The following is a 17,346-nucleotide window of genomic DNA, read 5'->3' on the forward strand; positions in this document are numbered from 1 at the left end:
GAATAAAGCGATTGGCTCCATAAACAAGAAGGAAGGAGACCCTTACAAGAAAGGCACATCTAATTACGCAAGTCTTGATAGGGAAGCCGACTAATAAAATATGGACTTACCAATTGCACCTTTCTAAGCAATTCGGTACGTTACCCCATTGGCTGGAGATAGATGTGATGAAGGTGATAAAAACCGTTGAAAGAGATGGGTGGCTCTAAAAGCTTTCCAACGAATACCGCTTAATGAAGACATTGAGGTCCAAGATAGAGAAGGTTGTTTAATAAAGGGAGCCTAAGGCGGGCTCCCTTTTTGTTTTTTAAATATTTATTCTTTAGCGGTCACTACCACCTTGCCAATCATTTTACCACTTTCCACAAGTCGGTGAGCCTCTTGCAGATTGTGAGCCGTTAGCCCTTCGATGGTTTCGTTTATGGTGGTGTCAATATAGCCTTTATCGATAAGCGAACAAAGCTCTGATAAGATATGGTGCTGTTCTATCATATCCTCTGTTTGATAGAGTGGTCTAGTGAACATAAATTCCCACACAAAGGTTGCGCTTTTACTTTGCAGGGCAGTGAGATTAAGTGGTTCCTCCGTTTCTACAATACTGGCAATTTTACCTTGTGGTTTAATGGATGCTACCATCTCTTCCCAATGATCGGCAGTTGAGCTTAAGCAAAAAATATAGTCAACAAAGGGAAAACCAAGATCATGCAATTGAGTAGAAAGAGCTTTATGATGATTAATGATGTATTCTGCTCCATGATTTTGTGCCCACGTGATGGTCTCCTCCCTTGAAGCAGTACCAATTACTGTCAGGCCAGCTCGACTGGCAATTTGTGTTGCAATGGATCCAACACCACCTGCAGCTCCAATAATTAAAATCGATTTCCCCTCATTATCCGTCTCCTGTCTGGAAATACCAAGACGATCATATAGTCCTTCGTAGGCCGTTAAGCTTGTGAGTGGCATAGCAGCAGCTTCTTCAAAGGTTATTGTGGCCGGTTTTTTGCCGACGATTCGCTCATCAACTGCGTGATAGGCGCTGTTCGTTCCGGGGCGGTCAATAGAACCAGCGTAATATACTTCGTCACCTGGTTGAAATAGTGTGACTTTCTCTCCGACTTCGGTCACAATACCTGCAGCATCATATCCTAGAATTTTAGGCGTCTCTTCTTCTTCTCCGTTCGCCCTCAGCTTCGTATCAACAGGATTGACGGAGACGGCCTTGACCTGCACTACTAAGTCATGTCCAGATGCCCTTGGTTTAGGAATAGATACATCTACAAGACTTTCGTTATTTGTAATAGGCAAGTGCTGGTATAAGCCAATGGCTTTCATTTCCTCAGTCATGTCATCACCTTCTATCTAATAATGTATTACCTATAACAATATTACTCCTAATCAGGTACTCCAAACAATATATCAATAGAAGTACAAAGGGGAGAAGGATGACAGAAATTGACTCTTGCCTTTAGAATAAAGTATCGTTATACAAAGAGGAGGAAAATAGTGAAGCAGCATGTAATAGCATTGCTATTAGTAATGCTTTTGTTTGGGTGCAGCGGTAATTCTGATCCAACCAATAAACCAAAAGTAGAAGGGTTTATCGTACAAGTAAATGAAAACAGTATAATAGTAGCCTCTAATATAAGCAGAACAGATGCCAAAACAAAAACATGGGAAGAGCTATCGGAAAAGTACCGTGATAAGCTGGAAGTGTACACATTAAATGATGGTAGATTCTTCAGCTCTCTTTCCAACTACAAAAAAGGGGAAAAAGTTAAGGTGTGGGGGAATGGAGGGGCGTTAGAATCAGATCCTCCACAATATGAGCTTGAAAAAATAGAAAGAGTAGGCGATTAATAATATTGAAGAACAGGGGGATTGCCATATGAGTGTCACCAAATTCTTACTATTGATCTTGACAGGTATGCATATGATTACGTTAGGTAATGTAGTCATGTTCGATGGAGAATGGAATGGTATAGTCATGGCAGTTAACAATTGTTTATTTGTCATTGCTTTAGCATCTGCGATTTCTTCACAGAAAGATAACAAAGGAAACGCCCCTTCTTAGATGTTTATATTATCAAAAAACGTGAAGGCAGCAGCCATTGGATATAACATAGTGCACCCCGTTCCCTGAATAGAGTACAAAGCGTAATACAATAGATTGTGAGACTGCTAAATATATGATGAGGAGGAATTTGTTATTGGGGTTATTGCTAATGCAATCATCTATTTGATTTCTAAAAAAAAGACGTTAATCTATACGACATTTAGTCAGAAGGAATATGCCACCATTGCATCCCGACTACATGCACACGGTATAAAATTTAGAGTGGCGATGCTTAATAACATGTCTGAGGCAGCTGGTGGAGCTTACGATGATTACAAAAATGAATATAAATTGTATGTGACGAAACAGAATAAAGAAAATGCAAGACGGGCCATACATACAACAGCATAAAGGAACCCCTGCCCAAATGGACCAGGGGGATTTCTATGGAATAGTTAAGATAATACGCTGTCTTTCTTTCCCATCTTTACTTATTTTCCAATACTCATATTCTGGATCCCCTTTTGCGAAGTTTTCGTTTACGGTTATGAGTAATTCGTCTCCGTTTGGAAAGAAGGCAGGAGAAGAAGCATTACTATGAAATCTAGTTATCTGCTGAACGTTGTCTCCGTTATTCTGCATAGAGAAAAGCTCATACTCGTATGTTCCACTCTCTTTTGTGTTTGCTACATCCATAAATACAATAGTACGTCCATTTGGTGAAATAGTAGGAGTCCCTAGTATTGGTCCTTGTGCTGCTGCTGTTTCATAAGAAGCCTCTGGTGTGATACGCTGCTCTTTATTCGTCTGTAAATTGATCAGATACAGAACATCTTTACTATTATAATACGTACTGTACAGGAGCTTCTTTCTGTCTTCTGATAAAGATAAACTTGACAGGGTAAGTGCCTTTTTGTCTGTTATTTTTTTCGTGTCCTTTGTTTCCAAATCCATACGGTAAATATCAAACTGGTCTGGCATAGGTTTGCCTTCATTATTTTCTTTATAGGTATTGGCTTTCGAGTAGAAAATGTATTGTCCATCCGCCGAGATAACTACATCGTTAATATATTCATCCTTTTCCATTAGAGGGACAACCTGTTTCTGGTCTATATCAAATTGCATTAGTTGCTTGTATGGAGTATCTTCGGTTTGGAATTCCTTAAGAAATAAAAGGGTAGATGCATTTGGTAAAAAAACTGGATTCGTAAATGATTCTTTTTTCTCAGCTTTAAAGAGAAGCTCAGCCTGACCTCCAGTTGAAGGAGCTTTATATAAAGCCATTTCATCTTCCTTTGTGTACGTAAACGCTATGGACTCTCCATCTGAGGATAAGGAGGGATTCGGCCCATAGCCGTTTTCTTTTGGAGGGCCGTCTGCCAATGTACCAGTGAGATAGACTAACGAAGTAACAATGATAATGGTGAATAAAAATAGCAGGTTTTTCGATCGTAAAGACAAGTGCTACACCCTTTCCAAATATTATAATGATGCAATTGCTATAGGTGTTATGGTAATAAGCAGGAGAAAAATTAAGCCTAGCGCAATGGCTCTTACTGGCTTTTGTGGTATATACTTCATCTGGAATCTGAAAAACAGCAGCCATAACCCGATTAGAGAAAATGGAAAGACGAGAATCCAGGAGTAGCCAGCAAAAATAATTAATCCATAGGAGAAAAACAGAGCAACACCACACAGAATAATTCCGAATAATACATTAATGATATAGCTTATCTTGAGTACGGTTCTCTTCTCCTTTGAATAAGGAGAAGGGTTAGACGAAAAATAGGAGTTTCTAATAATGAAAATGAAGCTGATTAGAACGACCGCAACAAGGTAAATGGAAAACAATATAGCTTGAATATCTCCTAATTGTTCAACGACAAATACATTAAACCCATTCCAAATAGCGGAAAGGAGAACGATAACATTCAAAGACCAAAAATGCCCTGCCATGTAGGAAATATTAATAGCCGTCCATGTAACGCCGGCTCCTAATACCGTCTGAATGATGAGCCATAAAAGATCTCCTTGCCCTTGGTAAAAAGACATGCTGAGGTAGAAAAACATCCCATATATAAGGGTGGAAAGTCCGATCATGTAAAGAAAGCCACGCTGATAAGGGTATAAGGCCTCCTGCATACCATTTCCAATGAGATCACTCTTTCCAAAGGAATGTATAGCTTTTTGTTCCGCTTCCTTTTCAGAATAACCGGCTTCCATCCAATCTCGCTTAGCTGCTTCTAGGTGTTCCATAAGCTCTTCTTTAATGTCTTCACTATCCTCAGGAGGGGTTTGCATATGAAGTAAAATTTCTTGAACGTGCTTTTCTAATCTGTTCATAATAAATCCTCCGACATTTTTGAAATGAGTCCATTGATACTTTCCCAATGATTGAGCTTTTGCTGTAATACGACTTTGCCATCATCCGTTATGCTGTAATATTTCCTACGCCCAGCTTGTGTTTCAGACCAATAAGAAGTTAACAAACCTTTCTTCTCTAACCGTTTTAGGGCAGGATACAATGTCCCTTCACTCATGTGATAGAGGTTCTCACTTTCTTCTTTAAGTCGCTTCACCATCTCATAGCCATACATATCCTTTTTAGCAACCAAGCTCAGCATAAGTATATCTATACTCCCCTTCATAATTTCCCGATCCATATCACTCACCTCTTTCCATTATTTTCTTAGTACATTGTATAACGGGGTACATCGTATTGCAATGTATTAGAAAGGAAAATTTTTTCAAATAAAAAAATGGAAAAGAAAGTAAACAGACCTGATAATCGTGCTCCTCTTATAGAAATTAAACTTAAAACAATATGTTCGTTACACAAAAAAAGGCTTCCTTAAGATCGAATCTTAAGAGAGCCTTTTTTTGTGTAGTACGTTGATTGAAATCAATATAGTTGTATTTGGCATTTATTCCATGTATGAAATGGCATTATATTTTTTGAATATAAAAAAAGACCTTAAATATTATCATCAATGTATAAAATGATGCATATTTAAGGTCTTTTTGTTCGCGAAGTTTGTTAAAGTAAAGCCCCCGTACGTGGAAGACTCCGTTTCGAGACTTCTGTTGAGTGGATGGGGGCTGCGAGGAATAGCTCGCTTTCCGCGGGAGCGCGGTGAGCCTCCTCGGACTCCGTTTCTTGCTATAGGTAGTGATGGTGGAAGATACACCTTCCTGGTATAGGGGTTCGTTTCTCACATAATCGAAGGGGTGGTTGGGAAGCTGCGAGACTCCCGCGGGAATGGATTGGCTGGCGAGACCCCGCAGAGCTTTAGCTCGAGGAGGCTTGCCGTCATCCCCGCAGAAAGCGAGTGGCTTCCCAACCACCCCTTACTCTTCAATCAGCAACGAACCCCGAAAAGTCTAGAAACGGAGTCTTCCACAATCCTTCCCTTTACTTAAAGACTCAGTTTCAAGATAATTGCCAAACATTGAATGATAATACACGTTAATGCACTGTATAACGCGTTTATTTATACACTTTGTCTAATAACATGTTGCCAAAACCTACAAAGAATAAATGCCATATACAGTATAGTTTCGAATTGCCGCCATTATATTTATTACAACAATAGCTTTTATTCTTTGAAGTAGGGGATCCATTTATGGTTATTATTATGATCTTCTATAAAGCCTAGTCCTGGGAATGGATAATGACATACAAATAGCATAATGCCTTGCTGCTTTGCAAAGTCTATGATGGCTTTTCTGGTTTGGCTTCCCTTTTCTGGTGAGACTTCCAACCCGATATGAGACGAGAGATGATTTAGGGTTGAAGGGTCATTTAAAAGATCAGAGACAATTAGAAGTCTTTGGCTTTCCGATTGTACCATTACAGAAAGGTGACCATCCGTGTGTCCTGGAGTGAGAAAGAGTTTAATTCCAGGGAGTATTTCAACGTCCTTGTGAATAAAGGTGATAGAATTCTCCAACCTAGAAAGGATTTGATATTCCTCTGACTCTTTATTTGCTGCCCACATATCCCATTCTTCTATTCGTAGGTAATAGGTTGCGTTGGGAAAAGAAGGTTCTCCTTCTATCACAGCCCCGCCAATATGGTCTAAGTGTCCATGAGTTAGTATGACCTCATCTATGTCATATTTATTAATTCCATGTTTAGCTAAATTATGAAGCAGTTGACCTGCATCCTTACACCTGCTGCCAAACCCTGTGTCTATCAAAATATTTTTATTATCAGTAGTTATGTGAATAAAATTAAGAGGAGCTTGAAAGTTTGCTGGAAAGCCTTGAACGAGATGGTCAGGTGTTTCAGCAAAGAAAAATTCCTTCGTTACTGGCATACCGCCATCAGAAATCACTAGGGCACTAAAGTTTCCTATAGGAAATGAGTATGTATTCATGGTTAACCTCCTATGAATTAAAATCTATTAGAAATAAGTAAACAAATTGAAGCATATTTCACTTTATAGATGATATATGCTAGAACGCATCATTTTTACTTGTAATATACATCGCCATTGAACCATAAATGAAATAACATTATATTCATAAAGGTGTATTAGGCTTCAAATAGTAATCATTACAATTTATCGTTAATGAATTAAATTCTATCTCGCTTTAATATAAGATGCAACGATAATTTACATGATTATTTGAGTTGCGAATGAAGAATCCGTTTAAAATGGAAACAAGAAAATGATCAACATAATCTTAACTCAAGCAAAAGAAATAATGTTCTTTGTTGACACACCTTTCCTTTTTACAATATAATTCGTAATGGTTACGATTTATGTTAGACGTTTAGAAAGGGGATTTTGTATGACTAGAAAGATATTTGTGTTATTCATCTTATCTATTATGATAGGGGTTCTAGCAGCTTGCAGTGGGCAAGATGAGGATAATAGCGCTGAGGACTCATCGAATATGGAAAGTGCTTCTGAAAAGGAAACATCTGAAAATAGTAAAAGCAAGAATGAGGATGGAAATCTTACTGTAGCTGTTTCCGTAGTACCTCAGGCCACGTTTGTGGAGAAAGTGGCTGGTGACAACGTGGATATCGTCACTATGATTCCTCCAGGAAATAGTCCTGCCAATTATGAGCCTACACCAAACTTAATGAATAAATTTAGTGATTCTGACATCTATTTCTCTATTGGTGTACCTACGGAACAAGCAAACATTCTTTCACAAAAGGATTTAAATGATGATATCCAGGTGGTAAACCTGGCAGATGCAGCTTCCGAGCAGTATGAAGAAAGACAGTTCCCATCTGGGGGACGGGATCCTCACGTATGGATGTCTCCAAAACGTGTACAAGTGATGGTAGATAAAATTGCGGAAGTGCTAGGTGAAGCGGACCCTGGTAACAAAGAATTGTATGAAGAAAATGCGAAAGAATATAGCAACAAATTAGAACAGGTAGATAAGGAATTGGAAGATACACTTGCACAATTAGATGATAGAACATTCATCGTTTATCATCCAGCTTTCGGATATTTTGCGAAGGATTATGACTTAGAAATGGTTTCATTACAAAAGGCTGGCAAAGAGGCATCTCCTAAACAAATGGAAGAGATAATTGATTTAGCGAAAGAGAAAAATATTAAAGCGATTTTCTATCAAAAAGAAATTAGCTCTGAACAAGCAGAAGCCGTGGCTGAAGAAATTAATGGGGATACCAAAGAGATTTCACCATTAAATCCGGATTATATTAACAATCTAAAAAATATGGCAGAAACATTTAAGAAAGTCTTGGGATCTTAATGAAGCAAACGATTATTGAGGTAAATAACCTTAGTGTGAATTATGGAAATGTTACTGCATTATCCGATGTCAATCTTAGTATATACGAGAAAGAGTTCTTAACCATCATTGGTCCAAATGGTGGGGGAAAAAGCACATTACTTAAGGCCATGTTAGGGTTGATTGCACCTTCAAGTGGAACAATTGACATTAACAAGACTAGCGAATCAAATCGTAAAGCACGACTTGGATATGTACCCCAATTTTCTAATCTTGATAAAAGATTTCCTATCACTGTGTACGATTTGGTAATCATGGGTCGATTTTATAAAAAAATTGGCCCTTTTCATCGCTATACGAAGAAAGATAAACAAGCGGCATGGGATACAATAAATCGATTAGGATTGAAAGACCTAACAGATAGGCAAATAGGGGAATTGTCAGGAGGGCAGTTTCAACGTGTTCTCGTTGCTCGAGCTCTCGTTTCTAACCCACATGTACTCATGTTAGATGAACCAACAGCAAGTGTAGATAAGTCCTCAAGTGAAGATATCTACCATCTATTAACGGAATTAAAGAAGGAAATGACGATTATTGTAGTTTCTCATGATACAACAGTAGTTTCTTCTTATACTGAATCGGTAGCGTGTTTAAATCAGAGTTTACATTATCATGGAGACTCTGAGTTGCCAGAGGAGGTTATTTATGAAACATATGGGACAAACGTTGATATTATTTCTCATGCTAATAAGGTCAAGCATCGAGTGTTAACAAATCATGAGGAGGTAGAATGATGTGGGCGTCACTTGCAGACTATGCGTATCTTCAACATGCACTAGTGGCTGCTATTTTAACTAGTATTGTCTGTGGTTTTATTGGCACGATTGTGATGGAGAAGAAAATGATTATGTTAAGTGGTGGAGTAGCTCATGCTGCGTTTGGTGGTATCGGGTTATCCTATCTGGCAGGCTTCTCTCCTATGTTAGGAGCACTACTGTTTTCTGTGACTTCGTCTGTAGGAATTGGCAGGATTAATCGGGATTCTAAAGGAAATACAGACGTGCTGATTGGACTATTATGGTCTATGGGAATGGCATTGGGTATTTTATTTATATCTTTTATGGATGGATACCCACCTGATCTAACAACGTATCTTTTTGGGAACATTTTAACTGTTCCAGGTTCAGAAGTGAAAGCAATGGTTATCATTACCCTATTGGTCACGGGTACTATCCTATTGTTTTATAATGCCTACAAGATCTTCTTGTTAGATGAAGAGTTTGCAAAAGTTCAGGGGATAAAATCTACTTGGTTGGAATATATATTATTTATCCTTCTAGGCCTAGCAATCGTCGTATTGATACAGGTCGTAGGGTTTTTATTAATTTTTGCACTAGTAACCTCTCCACCTGCTTCTGCAAAATTTTTCACAAAAAAGCTAGGGCATATGATTACGCTAGCAACAGCTTTTTGTTTGGTATTTACGGTGGGAGGACTTTGGATTTCGTATTCATTTGATATACCTTCAGGGGCCACTATTATATTATTATCAGGCTTGTCTTACTTCCTTTGCTACAGTATCTATTTATTAAAAACTAAATGGAAGCGAACATAACTGTTTACAAAGGAATAATTTTCATCTATAATTTATTAATCGTAATGATTACGAATTAAAAACTGGTCTTCATCAGTAATAAAGCAAATACATTAGCAGGATTTTAGTAAATAGGTGAAACTTGAGATTACAGAAAGTGTTATTGGAGGTGACAAATGACTACACATAAAAGGGTACCAGTTACGATTGTAACCGGTTTTCTTGGAGCAGGTAAAACGACGTTAATCAACGAGATAGGAAAACAAACGAATGAAAAAATAGCTTATATCATTAACGAATTTGGAGATATAGGGATAGACGGCCAATTAGTTGAGAGAACAGAAGAAGAGATCATTGAAGTCAATAATGGATGTATTTGTTGCAATGTTAGAGGGGATCTAATAAAAACGCTATCTACTCTTTTGTTTTCAAAAAAGGAAGGTCTTATAGAATTTGACCGGGTTGTTATAGAAACTACCGGCTTAGCAGACCCTGCTCCTGTTGTACAAACTTTTTTAATGTATCCCGAAATGATGGAAGCCTTTGAAGTGGATAGTGTATGTACCATAGTTGATGTTCAAAACATTTCCTATCATCTGGATCAAAAGGATGAATCAATATATCAAATAGCTTTTGCGGATGTTTTAATATTTAATAAAACAGATTTATCCTCTGAGCAGGAATTGAATAATCTAACGAACAGAATAAACGCGATTAATCCTACTGCCAAAAGAATCTTTACGAACCACAGCCGTATAAATATAAACGAAATCTTAGGTGTGTACGCGTTTGATTTACAAGAAAAGCTAGCCATTGATCCTAACTTAATGAAGCAAATTCACCGCCCTCACCATAACGATGATGTCGTTTCAGTTGCGTTAGAAGGGCAACAGCCCCTTGATATGAAGAAAGTTAATCTTTGGTTTTCTTATCTTGTAGAGTTGAAAGGGGAAAGCTTATATCGCTATAAAGGAATATTGAATATACAAGGTGAAACCAATCGTCTCATCTTTCAAGGTGTACACATGTTACTTGCTAGTGACCGAGGGAGAGAGTGGAGTAAAGACGAAACCAAAAAAAGCGAATTGATTTTCATCGGAACGGGATTAGATAAAGACACTTTACAAGAGCAGTTTGAGAGTTGTATAGCGGAGGGCTAGAATAACCTTTAAATCGTAATGATTATTATTATCACTGGAGGTATTATGAAACAGGATTATGATGTTGTGATTGTAGGTGCTGGAGCATCTGGAATCGGAGTAGGATCGATTTTAAAACAAATGGGATGCAATACATTTTGTATTCTTGAGAAAGGTGAAATAGGGGATTCCTTCCGAAAATGGCCAAAAGAGATGCGTCTGATCACTCCTTCTTTTCCTTCACAAGGATTTGGGCAGACAGATTTGAATGCGGTCGTTCCAAAAACGTCCCCAGGATATAATTTAAATCAGGAACATCTCAATGGAGAGGAATTTGCAGACTATTTAGGGTTAATAGTAAAGCATTTTGAGTTACCTGTTCATACAAATGAAGCAGTGGAAGAGGTTCAAAAACAGGATAATGGAAAGTATGCCATTCATACAACAAAAAGGGAAATCTCAAGTCGTTTGGTTGTATGGGCTACAGGTGAGTTTCAATTTCCGAACCTTTCCCCTTTCCCTGGAGCGAATTACTGCATTCACAGTAGTCATGTCGAGGCATGGGATGAATTGGAGGGTGATCACCATATCGTTATTGGCGGGTATGAAAGTGGATTAGATGCAGTCTATCACCTGGACCAATCAGGGAAAGCGTCAGATTTAGTAGCCAAAACAAGTACATGGAGATTGGATAGTAGTGATCCAAGTGTCGATGTTTCTCCATATACATTTAATCGAATAAAGGAAGTTATACCTAAAGGAAATATTTCTATTCATGAGAACCAAGCTGTAACGTCTGTCCGTAAAGAGGGTGGACAGTACATGGTGGAGACTGATTTAGGCATTATCCTTACTTCCGACAACCCACCTATATTAGCTACCGGATTTACAGGTGGATCACAGATGATTTCCCATCTATTTCAATATGGTGAACACGGAAAACCTTTAGTAAATGAGGAAGATGAATCTATAATTAGTGATGGATTGTACCTATGTGGCCCTGAACTTCGACATGATAGTCATGTATTTTGTTTTATTTATAAATTTAGGCAACGTTTTCCAATTGTGGCGAAATCAATTGCTGATAAGCTTAAATTAAATAAAGACATACTGGAAATGTATCAAAAGGAGAATTTTTATTTAGATGATCTCTCGAGTTGTGGAGAGCGGTGCGAATGTTAACTTCTGACAACACCCATTCACCTCCCTCTAGAATAGCCCTTGTTGGTGTGGAGTCGGTAGGGAAGTCTGCTATATTCCGTCAATTAACAGGAGATCAATCTGGAGTAGAGACCAATGTGAAGGGCTCTACCATCAATCCCATTAAAAGCATCATTAAGGGACAAGATCAGGCTGAATTGGTGGATACTCCCGGAATAAGATACGAGGATGACAATGTCACAACTCAGTTAGCACTAAAAGAATTAAAGCGAGTAGACCAAATAGTACTAGTCCTGAAATCCGCTTCATTAAAAGAAGAATTACTCACATTAATGAAACAGATTTCATTAAGAGGTAAGAAGGTTACTATAGTCGTCACGCATAAAGATAAATACAATCCGAGCACAGAGGAGAAAAAATATATAAAGGAGTTATTGGGTGTTCAAATAATTTGGTGTAATAGTCGAAATATAACCGATAGTGAATCTGAAGAAATAATAACGGCATTACAACACCCCATACACTGGAAGGTAAATCAAAGTATTGTATCGTTTCTTCCAGAAAGTGTACTACAACCAACTCCTTTTATTCAAAGACTTTTTCTTACTCCAATACTAGGCCCAAGCATGGCATTGCTTTTCCTGCTTACTATTTTTGCAGGGCCAGTCTATCTTGCTTACATCTTCTCTGATTGGCTGCAGCCTTTAGCAGATCAATTTTTGATTACACCTTTAAAAGAAAGTCTTACATTTTTACCCCAGTTTGCTCAAGGTATTCTTGTAGGTGATTACGGACTTTTAACGTTAGGGTGGTATTCCTTTTTGTGGGCTTTTCCTGTGGTTTTTTTCATAGGGTTAAGTGTAGCAATAACGGAGGAGATAGGGATTCAAGAATATATTACACATACCTTGAATCCTTGGCTAAGGAAAATTGGATTAAATGGAAGGGATTTAATAGCAGTATTAACTGGATTCGGATGTAACGTCGTGGCTGTTATGCAAACAAGAGGGTGTAGTAGTTGCACTAGGCATGCCTGTGTTTCTATGATTTCATTTGGTTCTGCTTGCAGTTATCAGATTGGTGCCTCCCTATCTATTTTTAGCTCTGTGGGAGCTCCTATGCTGTTTTTTCCTTATATATTACTTCTTTTCCTTGTAGGAGCTATTCATACAAGGATTTGGAATCGAAATCAAGTTCCTGTTGAACCGGTACAGTCTTTACCTTATATCCAAAGCATAACGCTTAGAGGACTTTACTTTCGCGTTAAGTCTGTAGTGAAGCAATTCCTGTTGCAGGCTATGCCGATATTTTTATTGATTTGTTTTGTAGCTTCCTTCTTACAGATGTTTTCTATCATGAGCTTTCTAGCTTCCATGATTGGCCCTTTTTTAAACATATTCGCACTGCCAACAGATGTAGCACCAGGTATTTTGTTTTCTATGATACGTAAAGATGGAGTGATGATTTTAAACCAGGGTAACGGAGATCTATTAAGTGATATGGTTATGTGGAAGGTTTTCTTAACAGTTTATTTAGCTTCCACCATATCATCTTGCATGGTAACCTTGTTCACCATCTATAAAGAAATGGGATGGAGTACTTCTCTTAAAGTTTTTAGTAAACAATTTGCTACTTCCACTGTTAGTACAGGTGTAATCGCGTTACTGTTTATACTTATTTATTAATAAGTTGTTGAAATAATGAAATAGAGGGGGAGTTAATGATGGGAAAGACAATTCCTGTAACCGTACTAAGCGGCTATCTAGGCTCAGGAAAAACTACTTTACTAAACCATATTCTGAATAACAGAAAAGGATGGAAAGTTGCTGTTATCGTGAATGACATGAGTGAAGTGAACATTGACGCCGATTTAGTTGAAAAAGGTGGGAAGGTTTCAAGAACAGAAGAGAATTTAGTAGAGATGTCAAATGGTTGTATTTGTTGTACGCTTCGCGAAGACTTACTTAAGGAAGTGGAGAAAATTGCTAAGGCTGGTGGAGTGGATTACATTGTCATTGAGTCTACGGGAATTAGTGAACCCATACCAGTAGCGCAAACTTTTTCTTATATTGATGAAGAATTAGGGATAGATCTAACCCGCTTTTGCCATTTAGATACAATGGTTACAGTAGTAGACGCTAATAGATTTTGGCATGACTTTGAATCAGGTGATACCCTCTTGGATCGTAAAGAGGCAGTAGGGGATGAGGACACACGAAATATTGCCGACCTATTAATCGATCAAATCGAGTTTTGCAATGTATTAGTTGTCAATAAGTGTGATCTTGTTGATAAGGAACAACTTACAAAACTAGATAACGTGCTAAAGACGCTGCAACCAGAAGCAACCCTTATCCATACGGAGCAAGGGAAAGTAAAACCAGAAGAGGTATTAGACACTCGTATGTTTGACTTTGATAAAGCGAGCAACTCGGCTGGTTGGCTTAAAGAGTTTATGAATGGGCATCACAATCATACTCCAGAAACAGAAGAATATGGGATATCATCTTTTGTATATGAAAGAAGAACACCATTTCATTCAGAGCGCTTCTATAATTGGATCCGTCAGATGCCTACTTGTATTGTAAGAGCAAAAGGAATTGCTTGGTGTGCTACTAGAAACGATCTCGCATTAATGCTCTCTCAATCAGGCCCTTCTGTTTCTATTGAACCGGTATCCTATTGGGTGGCTTCCTTACAGGAAGAGAAACAGAATGCGATTATCGAAAATAATCCGGATTTGTTAAAGGAATGGGACCCTGAATATGGAGATCGAAAAATTCAGTTAGTATTTATAGGCGTTGATTTAAAGCCAGAAATGATTATTTCTGAATTAGATGAATGCTTAATGGATTTTAATGAGTTAAGCATGGATTGGAATAAACAAACAGATCCATTTGTTTGGCAGATTCCTTCTCAAGCAAATGTATAGAATTTTTGTTAACATTAAATCGTAACGATTACTATTAAAGGAGTTTTTTACTATGGCAAAGAAATCTAAAATTGTGAAACAGCAAAAAAGGGAACAAATGGTGGAAAAGTATGCTCAGAAGCGGAAGGAATTAAAGGAAAAAGGGGATTATGAAGCATTAAGAAAATTACCTAGAGATTCATCCCCAACTCGTTCCAATAATCGTTGCGCTGTCACAGGAAGGCCTAAAGGATATATGAGACAATTTGGTATGTCTCGTATAGCTTTCAGAGATTATGCTCATAAAGGTCAAATTCCTGGAGTGAAAAAAGCCAGTTGGTAGGGATTCTCTAAGAGAAGAGGAATGCTATTGTACAAATTGATTGTTATTGGAGGAGGAGTCCAGGGGGCTACCATTGCGACCTGGCTGCTCCACTTCCATAGAATAAAGGAAGAGGATTTATTAGTCATTGACCCTTATGAATATCCATTGCATAAATGGACTGCTACAACTAGAAAAATTGGAATGACTTACTTACGATCTCCTTCTGTTCACCATTTGGCCCCTGAACCATACAGCTTGAAGAAATATGCAAAAGAAAAAGATTATTCACAAGCATTTAGAGGGCACTACAAACGACCTCAATTGAACATGTTTAACAATCATTGCTACGATTTATTTCAAACCGTTAGCCTGCAGAACTGCTGGAAACAAGGATGGGTGAGTGCTCTCCAATTTCATGATGCGAGATGGCAGGTGAAGCTTTCATCCAATGAATGGATTGAAGCAGAAAATGTAGTAATAGCAATTGGTGTTAATCATCAACCTTCTATTCCAGCGTGGGCTGAGAGTGTAAGAGAGGCTGTACCACAATCCGTCACGCATGTATTTGATGAAAACGCACCAAACGCTGGCATGGATTCAGATGCTGCTGTTGTCGTTGGGGGCGGGTTATCGGCTGCTCATATGGCAGCGACACTGGCTCACAAGGCTACCGAACCCGTTACAATGATTAAGCGCCATCCTTTTCGAATCGAGGACTTTGATAGTGACCCTGGCTGGCTGGGGCCTAAATATCTAGAGAGTTATCATAAGGAATCCTCCTATAAAAAAAGAAGGCAATGGATACAACATGCTCGACATAGAGGGTCTGTAACGAAAAGTATGTACGCAGAATTAAGACTCTTAGAGCAGAAAAACAAATTGAATATCATTACGGATGATGTTGAAACAGCTCATCATCAAAATGGAAACATCTTTCTAAATATGAAAAACACAGGTGAAATGATAGCAGATCATCTATTTTTAGCTACAGGTGCAAAAGCTGGTTTGCCGGGTGAAGGTTGGCTGTCCACATTAATTAAGGAGCATGAATTGCCTTGTGCTCCCTGTGGATTCCCCATCGTAGACCAACAATTGAAATGGAGTAAGGGATTATATGTTTCAGGAGCTCTAGCAGAGTTAGAGATTGGACCTGTGGCAAGAAATATAGCCGGAGCTAGAAAAGCTGCTGAACGAATTTGTAAGGCTTTCCCTGTATTGGAGGTACGTACATGAATAATAAAATACCAGTAACTGTCCTCAGTGGTTATTTAGGAGCTGGAAAAACAACACTCTTAAATCATATATTGCACAATAGAGAAGATAAAAAGATTGCAGTAATCGTCAATGACATGAGTGAAGTAAATATAGACGCAAATTTAGTGAAACAGGGTGGGTTCAGCAGAACAGAAGAAAACTTAGTGGAGATGCAAAACGGTTGTATTTGCTGTACATTACGAGAAGATTTAATAGAGGAAGTAAATAAGCTTGCTAAATTGGATATCGATTATATTGTCATAGAATCTACCGGGATTTCAGAGCCAATACCAGTTGCACAAAGCTTCACCTATAAGGATGAAGCATTAGGAATAGATTTGGGAGAGAACTGTCGTCTAGATACAATGGTTACCGTTGTAGATGCTAATCGTTTCTGGAACGATTATGAGTCAGGCGATAGTTTGTTAGATCGCAAACAAGCTGCAGATGAGGAAGATGATCGCGATGTAACAGATTTGTTAATCGATCAAGTAGAATTTGCGAATGTCATTGTAGTAAACAAAACGGACTTAATCCCTAAAGAAGAAGCAGAAGAGTTAAAAGCTATTTTATCCCAACTCAATCCCACTGCTAATATTGTCGAATCTCAATACGGGAACATCCCTCTCTCCCATATAGTAAATACACATCTTTTTGATTTTGAAAGTGCTAGTCAAGGTGCGGGTTGGATTAAAGAATTAAACGAGGAACACATACCAGAGAATGAAGAGTATGGTATTACATCATTTGTTTATCGCAGAAAAAGACCATTTCATCCATCTAGATTTCTGGATTTTTTGGAGAATTGGCCGAAGGAGATTACTCGCTCCAAAGGATTCTTCTGGTTGGCGAGTAGAAATGAATACGTTGGGCTGCTATCTCAAGCTGGTTCTTCGTTGTCCATTCAAGGCGCAGGGGAGTGGGTGGCAACTCTCCCTGAGCAGGAGCAAGAACAACATTTTCAAGATGATTCCAGCTTGTCGTCTAGATGGGATTCCATCTATGGTGATCGTCAGAACGAGATTGTTTTTATCGGTATTAAAGTAGATCGAACATTACTGGAAGAACGGTTAGATCGTTGCTTGTTAACTGCGGAAGAAATGGAAGGAAATTGGAGTGACTTTTCTGATCCACTACCTAGTTTTTTCTAGCGTTCATTTTTAGCTTTGGGTGAGAATGGAACATGGA

Annotated in this window: 18 protein-coding genes; 13 read left to right on the top strand and 5 right to left on the bottom strand. The window is 38.3% G+C overall.

Translation table 11 applies throughout. From position 1 onward, the window contains the following. Positions 1-315: 315 nt before the first annotated feature. Entirely contained in the window at positions 316-1,344 is a 1,029-nt protein-coding gene (locus ACFFGV_RS04865; protein ID WP_377345449.1) for a zinc-binding alcohol dehydrogenase family protein, read from the bottom strand. Positions 1,345-1,503: 159 nt separating this feature from the next. Here ACFFGV_RS04865 and ACFFGV_RS04870 point away from each other — a divergent pair, with 159 nt between their 5' ends. The 3 genes from ACFFGV_RS04870 to ACFFGV_RS04880 all read left to right on the top strand — a co-directional run bounded on the left by ACFFGV_RS04870 (position 1,504) and on the right by ACFFGV_RS04880 (position 2,464). Continuing rightward, on the top strand, positions 1,504-1,857 hold the full coding sequence (locus ACFFGV_RS04870; protein ID WP_377345450.1) for a DUF3221 domain-containing protein: 354 nt from the start codon (positions 1,504-1,506) through the stop codon (positions 1,855-1,857). A 28-nt stretch (positions 1,858-1,885) separates the two neighbouring features. Continuing rightward, positions 1,886-2,071, top strand: coding sequence for a hypothetical protein (locus ACFFGV_RS04875; protein WP_377345452.1), 186 nt, complete (start codon positions 1,886-1,888; stop codon positions 2,069-2,071). Between the two features lie 165 nt (positions 2,072-2,236). Beyond that, the gene (locus ACFFGV_RS04880) at positions 2,237-2,464 is read left to right on the top strand and encodes a hypothetical protein (protein WP_377345453.1); all 228 of its coding nucleotides are present in this window, start codon (positions 2,237-2,239) and stop codon (positions 2,462-2,464) included. A gap of 33 nt (positions 2,465-2,497) precedes the next feature. Here the strand turns inward: ACFFGV_RS04880 and ACFFGV_RS04885 are convergent, their stop codons facing one another. The 4 genes from ACFFGV_RS04885 to ACFFGV_RS04900 all read right to left on the bottom strand — a co-directional run bounded on the left by ACFFGV_RS04885 (position 2,498) and on the right by ACFFGV_RS04900 (position 6,432). Then, positions 2,498-3,514, bottom strand: a complete 1,017-nt coding sequence (locus ACFFGV_RS04885) for a TolB family protein (protein ID WP_377345454.1) — start codon at positions 3,512-3,514, stop codon at positions 2,498-2,500. A 21-nt stretch (positions 3,515-3,535) separates the two neighbouring features. Next, complete coding sequence (locus tag ACFFGV_RS04890; protein ID WP_377345455.1) at positions 3,536-4,396, bottom strand: permease prefix domain 1-containing protein; 861 nt, start codon at positions 4,394-4,396, stop codon at positions 3,536-3,538. Then, on the bottom strand, positions 4,393-4,716 hold the full coding sequence (locus ACFFGV_RS04895) for a PadR family transcriptional regulator (protein WP_377345456.1): 324 nt from the start codon (positions 4,714-4,716) through the stop codon (positions 4,393-4,395). Before ACFFGV_RS04895 ends, ACFFGV_RS04890 begins: the two co-directional genes overlap by 4 nt. A 933-nt stretch (positions 4,717-5,649) precedes the next feature. Beyond that, positions 5,650-6,432, bottom strand: a complete 783-nt coding sequence (locus tag ACFFGV_RS04900; protein WP_377345457.1) for an MBL fold metallo-hydrolase — start codon at positions 6,430-6,432, stop codon at positions 5,650-5,652. Positions 6,433-6,850: 418 nt separating this feature from the next. Here ACFFGV_RS04900 and ACFFGV_RS04905 point away from each other — a divergent pair, with 418 nt between their 5' ends. The 10 genes from ACFFGV_RS04905 to ACFFGV_RS04950 all read left to right on the top strand — a co-directional run bounded on the left by ACFFGV_RS04905 (position 6,851) and on the right by ACFFGV_RS04950 (position 17,309). After that, complete coding sequence (locus ACFFGV_RS04905) at positions 6,851-7,795, top strand: metal ABC transporter solute-binding protein, Zn/Mn family (RefSeq protein ID WP_377345458.1); 945 nt, start codon at positions 6,851-6,853, stop codon at positions 7,793-7,795. Next, positions 7,795-8,568: a metal ABC transporter ATP-binding protein gene (locus ACFFGV_RS04910; protein ID WP_377345459.1), complete on the top strand. Its 774-nt coding sequence runs from the start codon at positions 7,795-7,797 to the stop codon at positions 8,566-8,568. Before ACFFGV_RS04905 ends, ACFFGV_RS04910 begins: the two co-directional genes overlap by 1 nt. Continuing rightward, the gene (locus ACFFGV_RS04915) at positions 8,565-9,389 is read left to right on the top strand and encodes a metal ABC transporter permease (RefSeq protein WP_377345460.1); all 825 of its coding nucleotides are present in this window, start codon (positions 8,565-8,567) and stop codon (positions 9,387-9,389) included. Before ACFFGV_RS04910 ends, ACFFGV_RS04915 begins: the two co-directional genes overlap by 4 nt. Before the next feature lie 155 nt (positions 9,390-9,544). Further along, positions 9,545-10,528 (top strand): CobW family GTP-binding protein, encoded by a 984-nt coding sequence (locus ACFFGV_RS04920; RefSeq protein WP_377345461.1) that lies wholly within the window; start codon positions 9,545-9,547, stop codon positions 10,526-10,528. 45 nt (positions 10,529-10,573) lie between these two features. After that, entirely contained in the window at positions 10,574-11,689 is a 1,116-nt protein-coding gene (locus tag ACFFGV_RS04925) for an NAD(P)/FAD-dependent oxidoreductase (RefSeq protein ID WP_377345462.1), read from the top strand. Further along, a complete protein-coding gene (locus ACFFGV_RS04930) occupies positions 11,683-13,353 on the top strand; it encodes a nucleoside recognition domain-containing protein (protein ID WP_377345463.1) in 1,671 nt (556 codons plus the stop codon). The genes ACFFGV_RS04925 and ACFFGV_RS04930 overlap by 7 nt, the downstream gene beginning before the upstream one ends. A gap of 38 nt (positions 13,354-13,391) precedes the next feature. Next, positions 13,392-14,600 (top strand): GTP-binding protein, encoded by a 1,209-nt coding sequence (locus ACFFGV_RS04935; RefSeq protein ID WP_377345464.1) that lies wholly within the window; start codon positions 13,392-13,394, stop codon positions 14,598-14,600. Between the two features lie 52 nt (positions 14,601-14,652). Continuing rightward, on the top strand, positions 14,653-14,922 hold the full coding sequence (rpsN, locus tag ACFFGV_RS04940; RefSeq protein ID WP_377345465.1) for a 30S ribosomal protein S14: 270 nt from the start codon (positions 14,653-14,655) through the stop codon (positions 14,920-14,922). A gap of 27 nt (positions 14,923-14,949) precedes the next feature. Then, complete coding sequence (locus ACFFGV_RS04945; RefSeq protein ID WP_377345466.1) at positions 14,950-16,137, top strand: FAD-dependent oxidoreductase; 1,188 nt, start codon at positions 14,950-14,952, stop codon at positions 16,135-16,137. Further along, entirely contained in the window at positions 16,134-17,309 is a 1,176-nt protein-coding gene (locus ACFFGV_RS04950; RefSeq protein WP_377345467.1) for a GTP-binding protein, read from the top strand. The genes ACFFGV_RS04945 and ACFFGV_RS04950 overlap by 4 nt, the downstream gene beginning before the upstream one ends. Positions 17,310-17,346: the final 37 nt, after the last annotated feature.

Source organism: Pontibacillus salicampi, from assembly GCF_042434395.1.
Lineage (GTDB): Bacteria > Bacillota > Bacilli > Bacillales > BH030062 > Pontibacillus > Pontibacillus salicampi.